Source organism: Saliniramus sp., from assembly GCF_035311605.1.
In the GTDB taxonomy this organism is placed as follows: domain Bacteria; phylum Pseudomonadota; class Alphaproteobacteria; order Rhizobiales; family Beijerinckiaceae; genus Saliniramus.
Map to the genome: position 1 here is coordinate 1 of NZ_DATGCW010000380.1, position 6,139 is coordinate 6,139.

5 protein-coding genes and 2 pseudogenes are annotated in these 6,139 nt (G+C 63.5%); 3 read left to right on the plus strand and 4 right to left on the minus strand.

Features of this window, described 5'->3' with window-relative positions:
• Window positions 1-1,017 (plus strand): annotated as a pseudogene (locus tag VKP01_RS16995) (DNA mismatch repair protein MutL); the annotation flags it as partial.
• Here VKP01_RS16995 and VKP01_RS17000 read toward each other — a convergent pair.
• Complete coding sequence (locus tag VKP01_RS17000) at window positions 1,018-1,377, minus strand: hypothetical protein (protein WP_324414386.1); 360 nt, start codon at window positions 1,375-1,377, stop codon at window positions 1,018-1,020.
• A 515-nt stretch (window positions 1,378-1,892) separates the two neighbouring features.
• On the opposite strand from VKP01_RS17000, the gene VKP01_RS17005 reads away from it, so the two are divergent.
• Window positions 1,893-2,474, plus strand: a complete 582-nt coding sequence (locus tag VKP01_RS17005) for a hypothetical protein (RefSeq protein ID WP_324414388.1) — start codon at window positions 1,893-1,895, stop codon at window positions 2,472-2,474.
• A 3-nt stretch (window positions 2,475-2,477) separates the two neighbouring features.
• Here the strand turns inward: VKP01_RS17005 and VKP01_RS17010 are convergent, their stop codons facing one another.
• From VKP01_RS17010 to VKP01_RS17020, 3 genes are all read right to left on the minus strand, one after another.
• A complete protein-coding gene (locus VKP01_RS17010) occupies window positions 2,478-2,702 on the minus strand; it encodes a hypothetical protein (protein WP_324414389.1) in 225 nt (74 codons plus the stop codon).
• Between the two features lie 140 nt (window positions 2,703-2,842).
• Window positions 2,843-4,285, minus strand: a complete 1,443-nt coding sequence (locus VKP01_RS17015) for a patatin-like phospholipase family protein (RefSeq protein ID WP_324414391.1) — start codon at window positions 4,283-4,285, stop codon at window positions 2,843-2,845.
• A 259-nt stretch (window positions 4,286-4,544) separates the two neighbouring features.
• Window positions 4,545-5,504, minus strand: coding sequence for an AEC family transporter (locus VKP01_RS17020; protein ID WP_324414393.1), 960 nt, complete (start codon window positions 5,502-5,504; stop codon window positions 4,545-4,547).
• Between the two features lie 324 nt (window positions 5,505-5,828).
• Between VKP01_RS17020 and VKP01_RS17025 the strand changes: the two are divergent.
• Window positions 5,829-6,139: pseudogene (locus tag VKP01_RS17025) on the plus strand (ferredoxin--NADP(+) reductase); the annotation flags it as partial.

Genomic DNA, 6,139 nt, shown 5'->3' on the forward strand with positions numbered 1-6,139 from the left:
TTCATTGATTGCGACCCTGCCATCGTCGACGTCAACGTCCATCCGGCCAAGACCGAGGTCCGCTTCCGGGAACCGGGGTTGATCCGCTCGCTGGTCGTATCAGCAATCCGCGACGCGCTCGCGCGCGCCGGCCATCGCGCGGCGACGACAGGCGGCACGGAGATGCTCGGCGCGATGCGCGTGCATGGCGGTGGTTACAGCGGCGGATACGGCGCGCGCGGCTTCACCCCGCCGCCGCGCCCGCATGCAGGCGCTTATCATGGGGGAGCTTCTCTCGCGCAGAGCTGGCAGGCGCCGCATGAAGGCGTGGCCGGCTTCGCCGAAGCGGGGCAGGCCGCGTTCGAGGCCTTCGCGCCGGGAGCGGATGCGCGGCAGGAGGCCATCGCCGGGGCGGATCTTCAAACGGAGGAGGATGCCGACGCGCTCGCCCGCGAGGCCTATCCGCTGGGTGCGGCGCGTGCGCAACTGCATGAAACCTATATCGTCGCGCAGACCCACGACGGTATCGTGATCGTCGACCAGCATGCCGCCCATGAGCGTCTCGTTTATGAGCGCCTCAAGCGCGAGCGGGCGGAAAGCGGCATCGCGCGCCAGATCCTGCTCATCCCCGAGATCGTCGAGCTTGATCCGCTCGACGTCGCGCGTCTGGGGGATGCTGCGGAGGCGCTTGCGGAACTCGGGCTCGTGCTCGAACCGTTTGGCCCCGATGCCGTCGCGCTGCGCGAGGTGCCGGCTGCGCTCGCCGAGGGCGATCTCGCGGCGCTTGTGCGCGACGTGGCCGATGCGCTGGCCGAGACCGGCGAGGCGGCGCCGCTGACGCGCCGGCTCGATGCGGTGCTCTCGCGCATTTCCTGCCACGGCTCGATCCGCGCCGGGCGGCGTCTGCGCCCGCAGGAGATGGATGCGCTCCTGCGGGAAATGGAGGCGACGCCGCTCTCCGGCCAGTGCAATCACGGCCGCCCGACCTATGTCGCGCTCAAACGCAGCGATATCGAACGCCTGTTCGGGCGGCGGTGATCAGGCGCCGGCCGTTCCGTTCGCCTCCTCACCATCCGGATAGAACCCGCCGCATTCGCGCTCCCATCCGAGCATCAGCGCGGGCATGTCGGGCGTGTCGAGCTCGCGCGCGCACCAATCGGCATGCAGGTTGTCGATGATCTCCTGCGGGGTTTCGCCATAGGCGTATTCCGGATCGTATTCGTAATCCCCGTAGCCATAGGTCATCGGCACCATGCCGTGGCCGATCAGGACGGTGAGCAGGTAGAGCTTGGCCTCGACGAGCTCTTGGCCTTCGAAACGAAAACCGGAATCGAGCTCACGCGTGAGATGATTGAGGTTGCGAGGGAATTTCGAATCCCAGTCATCGAGCAGACGCACGCATAATTCCTTGAAGGTTATCCCCTCAATCGGCTTTTTTATTTCCATCTTCTGGAATATCACGTCCCTGACGGCATGACGTCCTATCCCGGGATGCGAGATAGAAGCATAATCGCTCAAAGCGTAGGATTTTGTCATCAGGCGTAATCCCTTCCAGTCAATGCGACTTTGGAAATGAATCTTCCAAATGCGCGGCTCCGTGCCGCGCGGCCAGCCTATATCGAGCGTCAGGCCATTGCTTCCCCGGCTGTAGCGCACATTCACCGAGACGCCGTCCGGCCTCAGATAGACCTCGCCCCGGCCCATCGGCTGCTCGATCCGGCGCGCGCTACTGCAATAGGAGATGTACTACCAACGAGTTATCTTTATACACCGTCTCCAATGCAGGATGAGGTGCTTTCGCGCTGCCGCTCAACGATTTTGCGGGTTGTTCCAGCCTCATGTCTGATATGCACCAAGGTGCGTGACGCGACTGCGCCTCCACAAAAGGCGCGTAGTGAGGCAAGGTTCCAACTATGAACATACTGCAACGAATCGCCTTTTTTTGTTGGGAACTGCTCATGATCGGCATCCCCCAAAAGTGGCCGGATCTTCCGCCATGGCTTCTAGATTTTATGCTGGTGCTCGCCGTTCTTGGCCTTGTCGTCTATGTAATTGCTGAATGGTGGGCATGGCGGCGTCGCAAAGATAACCAAAACCTCAAAAGTAAACCGACACAGAATCAGGTGGCCGAAACTGAAGGCGAGTTGGTTCCATTAATTGATGTTGCGGCGCGTACTCTGATCGCTGCCCGTGGAAGGTCCGTTGAACCTTATTTGACGCATCGAGCGAATAGCCAGCTTGACGCCATCCGCCTAACAGCGGAAGCGATAACCCGCGCGTTCCCGATATCGGGGCGCATCCCCGGAACCAGCGTCATTGATGAAATAAAGCCCGGTACGCATTCCGTCTATCTGGATGAAAACGGCGCCCTCTATGCGTCGGACAATTTTATAGAAAAAGATAAAGCATACATCGATCTTAACGTTAATGTCGACTTGGAAGAGAAAATTACCACGTTTTTCAGAGAGATGGAAGCGTCGCCTTTCAGTGTATGAATTTCAGCAATACTGATTATTCCGGCGCGGCGTGCGACTCACACGCTCCACACGCGCCCCGCCGCCACCGCCGGATGTCCATTGCCCGCCATCCGGAGACCCCGCCGGCACGCGCGGCTGTGTGCGCCAGTGCTTCGGGAGCAGCGGATCGGCCATCGCGGCGCTTGCATGGTCCGGCACCGTTTCGCGCAGACTCGCCGTCAGCCGCGAGAGGGCGAGGCGTGCCATGATTCCGGCGATGTCGGATTTCAGGCGCAAGCTCGCGCGGTGATGATTATCGGAGATGGTATCTCGGCGCGTATCATGTCCTCCGCATGCATTACTCGGGACAGATAGGTATCATAGGAAAATATTCAAGATACGCTGAATCAGTATCCCGGCCAGGGCGCACCGGGCACCCCCGCATTGCGGCGGATACGGTTGACGGCTTCGCGGATGGCGCGGTTCTCGCGCACCGCGCGCTGCCCCGCCTCGACGACGAGATCGACCTGGTCGCTATCCAGCGTCAGCCGTGTCGGTACGCGGTTGAGTTCGCGCTGGAATTCCGGTTCGAGATCGCGGAAGGAGAGCAGTTCCACCGTGATGTTCACGTCGCGGCAATCCCAGCCCGCCGTGCTGCCGCGCAGCCGCGCGACCTCGCGCGTCGAGAGGCTGCAGCGGAAGCGGATGATCTCCTCCTGCCATGCGCGCACGGCCATGGCCAGCGCGTCGAAACCCTTGCGCACGGACGAGCTGATCGCGGTATGCGACAGGGCGGGGACGAGTTCGGCGAGCCCCGGGCCGCGCTCACGCATGCCCCATTCCGGCGCCGGCGCCTTGCCGGCATCGGTGACGATGAAGAGCAGCTTTTGCAGCTTCACCGCCTGCTCTGCCGTCAGCGGCCCGAAGGGCGTATCGGCGCTCGCGCGTTCCAGCGCGAACCCGGTCACGCCGATATTGTCGGTCAGCCCGCCATCGAGAAGGCGCACCGTCGCAAGCCGGTCATCCTCGCGGTATGTGCCCAGCGCCTCGGCATGCGCCCGCAGCCGCAGCGAGGCGTGGGGATCGTCGATGGCGCGGGTGAGCCAGGACGGCCTGGCATAGCCGCAATCCGGACCGTTCGCCGCGACGTCGATCGGCGCGAAGGATACGGGGAAAGCGGCTGAGGCGGCGACCGCATCGGCGATGCGCACCTGGTCGAGGTCGCTGCACAGGGCGGCGAAGGTGTCATGGGTGAAGATGAAGGGCACGCCGTTATAGATATCCGAGGCTGTCAGCCAGATTTCCGGCGCGCGATCATGGTTGAAATGCGCATAGGTCGTGCCGTCGAACAGGTTGCCGTCGAGCCAGTCGGCGAAGCCGCTGCGGTCGTTCACGCCGCCTTGCCAGGCGCGGATCAGGTTGCCCGGCGCGGCCATGCTGGTGCGCAGAGTGGCCTCGATATCCTGTGCGAGAAACCGCTCACGGAAATCGTGGAATTCGCCCGGTCCGCGATAGCCGAAATAGGCTGCCGTTACGGCTCCGCCGGAGGTGCCCGAGACCATGCGGATACTGTCGGTCACCTTGCGCCGGCGCGGCTCCTCGTCGATCACCGTCTCGTCGAGGGCGCTCAACACGCCATGCGCAAAAGCCGCCGCGCGCATCCCGCCACCGGAGAAGGAGACGCCGACGACAAGCGCGCCGTCATCGCCGAAATCATTGATGAAATGCGACGAGACCTGCGTCACCTGCGGGGTGAAGACGTTGATCGGCCCGGTATCGCGGGTCGCGCAGCCGCTGATCGCGAGCATCAGGGCGAGGCAGCCGATGAGGCGCGACAGGCGCCTCGCCATGCGGCCTGATCGCGCAACCGCGCCGGATGCAGAGGGTCTCAGCCCGTATCCATGCAAGGAATGACCCGGCAAATCCGCCCCCGATACCCACCGGCACGCCGCATCCCGGGAATCGGAGCGACCATCCGGCGCAATTCTTACGCAGGATGGTGATGGCGGTAAAGCGCCGCCGGGCCGCCCGGCGACATCCGGCGGTCGCGCGTTGCCGGCGTGCCGCACCGGGGCGATCGTGACCCTCGCCACCTGCTTTCGAATGCGCTCAGGCGACGACCAGCCAGGCCAGCAGCAGCGGCAGGCTGATCAGAGTGACGAGCAGCGAGACGATGATCGCGATGGTCGTCTCGTCTTCGAAATAATCGTATTTCGCCGCAAAGACGAAGACCCCGGCGCCGATCGGCTGGGCGGCCATCACCAAGGCGCAAACGAACCAGAGATCGCGCAGCTCCATCCCGAACAGATAGAGCCCCGCGAGCAGGGTCACGAGTGGCTGAAGCAGGACCTTGATGGCGATCAGCGGCAGGATGGCGAAGACGCGCCCGAGATCGCGCAATTTGGCCGCATCGAGCTGGGCGAGGCCGAGCCCGAGGGCGAACAGGGCCGAGGGGCCCGCCGCCGCGCCGAGGAAATCGGCAAAGCGTGCAACGCCTTCCGGGAGGGGCAGGCCGGTGATCGAGACGATTGCGCCGGCGACGACGGCGACGGTCAGCGGATTGGTCAGCGTCGTCTTCAACGCGCCGCCGATCGCCGCGAGCCCGCCTCCCGCGCCGTTCCGGTCGCGCTGCGCGAACAGGTCATGGGCGAGAATCACGGCGATGATGACGGGGATGTTGTGCAGGATCGTCGCGATCGCGGCCGGCACCGCAGCCGGGGCGCCCAGAACCGCGATGACCAGCGGGACGCCCATATATCCGGTCGTGCCGTAGGAAGCTGCCATGGCGGGGATCGTCGCTGCGGGCCAGCGCACGCCGGTCGCGCGGATTGCGATCAGGCCCGCGATGAAGGCGACGGCGATGCCGATCAGCGTGGCGCCCATGAAGTCCCATTGCCGCAGTTCCGCCGGATCGGCCCGTGCCACGGCGATGAAGAGCAGGGCCGGGAGGGCGACGAAGAGTACGTAATCGTTGAGGAGCCGCGTCCCCGCCTTGTCGATGACGCGGGTGCGGGCGAAAAGGTATCCCGTCAGAATGACGGCGAAGATCGGGAGAACGAAATTGATCATCCAGGGTCTGGAACCGTCAGAGGCGAATCAAGAGAAAAGATCATGATTTTTATCATAAATTGTATATATTGAAATTAGCAATCAAAAGAATTCATCGACATCTGATCAAGAAGCATTTTCATTCTTGAGTTGGATAATTCTTTGCTTGATGCGCGAATTTATCATCTCCCGATTGTATCTCGCGGTGCCGCATGTCTCCGCGCAATATCTGTCTGCCCGCCACCGGCGCGGCGTCGCGCCCGCTTGCAATTGCCGGCCCGATCCGCCACTTCATGCCCCAGCGCGGGCGCGTTTTGTGGCGCGGCGAGATATGAGGGTATCCGGATGAGCGGAGATGCGGGGCTCGGCATGCAGGGTGAGGCGCCTGCGCCGATCGAGACGGATGTGGTGATCATCGGGGCGGGGCCGGTCGGCCTCTTCGCCGTGTTCGAGCTCGGCCTGCTCGATATCGAGGCGCATGTGATCGACATCCTGCCCAAGATCGGCGGGCAATGCGCCGAGCTCTATCCCGAGAAGCCGATCTATGACATTCCCGCCTTCCCGGTGGTCACGGGGCAGGGGCTGATCGACAATCTGATGCAGCAGGTCGCGCCCTTCGAGCCCGGCTTCCATCTCGGCGAGATGGTCTGCGCTGT

What these genes read in the sequence shown, in the direction of transcription:
- VKP01_RS17010 (WP_324414389.1), bottom strand. Translation starts at nt 2,702, where the DNA reads ATGGCACGCCTCGCCCTCTCGCGGCTGACGGCGAGTCTGCGCGAAACG.
- VKP01_RS17015 (WP_324414391.1), bottom strand. Translation starts at nt 4,285, where the DNA reads ATGGCGAGGCGCCTGTCGCGCCTCATCGGCTGCCTCGCCCTGATGCTC.
- VKP01_RS17020 (WP_324414393.1), bottom strand. Translation starts at nt 5,504, where the DNA reads ATGATCAATTTCGTTCTCCCGATCTTCGCCGTCATTCTGACGGGATAC.
- VKP01_RS17005 (WP_324414388.1), top strand. Translation starts at nt 1,893, where the DNA reads ATGAACATACTGCAACGAATCGCCTTTTTTTGTTGGGAACTGCTCATG.